Below are 2184 nucleotides of genomic sequence, written 5' to 3'. Positions count from 1 at the left end.
CCCGGCGACAGCAGCCAGATATGCTGGGGGGTAACAATTTTCGCCACGCCGCGCAGGGCGTAGATCAGCTGCCCCTGTTCATGCTGATGAACCGGCTCTTCGCTGCCCGGGGTGTACTTCAGCTGGCGCAGCCCTTCGATCGCGTGCTGGGATGTCATCTTCACCTGCCCTTTGTCTGATTCTCACCATTTGTGCGTACTGCTGCGTTTAGAGACAACTTTTGTCCGAATGGCGACATCCCGGTGACCAATGGCGCTATTCTGCCACGGACGGGCTTCTCTTTTATAGTTGAATAATTATCATTTCCATCCAATTCTAAAAACAGTCGGAAATGCTATGAGACAACCTGGCAAGTTTTTCAGGGATAAACCGTTGAAAGTACTGGTATGTACAATCATCGCAGGATACAGCGGGCAGGCCTTTACTGCGGATAACGGGCAGGATAACACAAAAGAACAGACGATGGTGGTCACCGCCGCTCCCGACGCCCAGGGGCAGGATGACGAAAGCAACATCGTCACCCATAGCGCGACGGCGGCCAGCAAATCCAGCCAGCTGATTAGCCGCACCGCGCAGAGTATTGCGGTCGTCACCCAGGCGCAAATTGAAGCCCAGGCGGCGAAAACGATCCCGGAAGCGCTGCGCTACGTCTCTGGCGTCTCGTCGGAAAGCTCCGGACCGGACACCCGTTTCGACACCATTATCGTGCGCGGATTTGAGGCCGACGAGTATCTCGACGGCCTGCGCCTGCCGCGCGAAGCCTGGTGGAGCCGGCCGGCGTGGGACCCGTTCCTGCTGTCGCGCATTGAGGTCGTCAAGGGCCCGGCTTCGGTGCTCTACGGCCAGGCTAACCCCGGCGGGATCGTCAACATGGTCAGCAAGACCCCGCAGGCCGAGCCCGGCGGCGAGGTGTACGTCACCACCGGCAACCACAGCCAGTTTGGTACCGGCTTCGACGCCACCGGCCCGCTGAACGATGATAAAACCCTGCTGGGCCGCGTCGCGGGCACCTTTTTCGATACCGAAACCCAGGTCGATCACACCCGCTATCAGCACTATGCCATAGCTCCGTCGCTAACCTGGCAGCCGAGCGACCGCACCAGCCTGACGCTCCTGGCGCAGCTGCGCAAGGACCCGGACAGCGGCTTCTACAACCAGATGCCGGTCTCCGGCACGCTGACGCATAACCCGAACGGTCAGATCTCCTCCAGCTTCTACGGCGGCCAGCCCGGCTTCGATAAGTACGAGCGCAAGCAGGGCAGCATCGGCTACCAGTTCCGCCACGACTTTAACGATACGGTCACCTTCCGCCAGAACCTGCGCTATATCAGCAGCACCGGCGACTACCTGATGGTCTATCCGTGGGGCGTGCACGCCGACGCGCCGCTGATCGACCGCTATTCGATGAACCTGAAGGAGACGATGGTCAACTTCGCGGTGGATAACCAGGCGGAGTTCCATCTGCAAACCGGCCCGCTGAAGCACACCCTGCTGGCCGGCATTGACCGCATGCACAGCTCGGTGCGCAGCCAGTCCGGCTACGGCGACGCCAGCCCGATCAACTATCTCGATCCGGACTACAGCACCCCGGTGGAAAAGCCGCCGTTCGACAGCAGCACCCACTCGACGATGGATCAGACCGGCCTCTATTTGCAGGATCAGCTGGAGTGGGATCGCTGGATCCTCAACCTCGCCGGGCGCTACGACGCGGCGAAAACCAAAAGCACCGACCTGCTTACCGACGCCCGCAGCGAGCGTAACGACTACGCCACCACCGGACGCGCCGGGCTGCTCTACCACTTCGATAACGGCCTCGCGCCCTACGTCAGCTACTCCACGTCGTTCGTGCCGAGCAGCAGCAGCGATTTCTACGGCCGCGCCTTTAAGCCCACCGAAGGTAAGCAGTCGGAGATTGGCCTGAAGTACGATCCGGTCGGCCTCGACGCCCTGTTTACCCTCGCGCTGTTTAACCTGCGCGAAACCAACGTCGCCACTCCGGACCCCGATCACGCCAACTACAGCGTGCAAACCGGCGAGATCCGCTCCCGGGGGATCGAGCTGGACGGGAAAATCAACATCACCCCGGCCTGGTCGGTGCTGGCCTCCTGGGCCTTAACCGATCCGCAGGTGATCAGCGCCAACGACGGCAGCGAAGGCAAGCATCCGGTGGGGATTGCCCGCAAC

The 2184-nt window shown here is 61.2% G+C and carries 1 protein-coding gene; it reads left to right on the top strand.

Features of this window, described 5'->3' with window-relative positions; translation table 11 throughout:
• Positions 1 to 372: 372 nt before the first annotated feature.
• Positions 373 to 2184, top strand: a 1812-nt coding sequence (locus PFH44_RS26995) for a TonB-dependent siderophore receptor (protein WP_283826750.1), incomplete at its 3' end; no start/stop codon positions are given.

The organism is Klebsiella sp. Ech2A, assembly GCF_030078455.1.
Classification (GTDB): Bacteria; Pseudomonadota; Gammaproteobacteria; order Enterobacterales; family Enterobacteriaceae; genus Klebsiella; species Klebsiella terrigena.
The sequence above is the reverse complement of the archived record's forward strand: the minus strand, read 5'-3'. Positions and strand labels throughout refer to the sequence as shown.